General features: G+C 46.7%; 1 protein-coding gene. It reads left to right on the plus strand.

Going from position 1 to position 443, the window contains the following annotated elements; translation table 11 throughout:
- Positions 1–123: 123 nt before the first annotated feature.
- A partial coding sequence (locus tag AB4585_RS23190; RefSeq protein WP_372171140.1) for a hypothetical protein occupies positions 124–443 on the plus strand: 320 nt, incomplete at its 3' end.

Consider the following 443-nt stretch of genomic DNA (forward strand, 5'->3'; position numbering starts at 1 on the left):
CATCTGGTAGTCCTTCGCAGTTCTCATGCACAGAGACTTAAACCATCAATAAGCACAGAGGCTAAATCATTAAACAGCCTAATTGCGGCATCGATACATTCACTCGCTCAGATTTGTAACGACATGCACATCGTGGCGGCACTGACAGGCAACAAAGTCACCGAAGAGTTCTTCGATTGCGCACCTATCTGGATTGAACGCAGTATCGATAGCTCAACCACTCTAAGCCAAACCTTCGAAGATAAAATTGACCAAACCTGCGAAAAACACGCTAGAAACGACACCATACTGACCCCGAGTGAAATGCACTCACTTGCCCTCGATAGAAAACAACTCGACCTTACCCTCGAACTCACCCACACAGCAGTGCTACAAATCGTTGGAATGCACATCTATAACACAGGCGAGCCACCAGCATTCCTGCACATCAATAAAGGTAGACC

Source organism: Vibrio sp. 10N.222.49.C9 (assembly GCF_041474985.1).
Lineage (GTDB): Bacteria > Pseudomonadota > Gammaproteobacteria > Enterobacterales > Vibrionaceae > Vibrio > Vibrio crassostreae_C.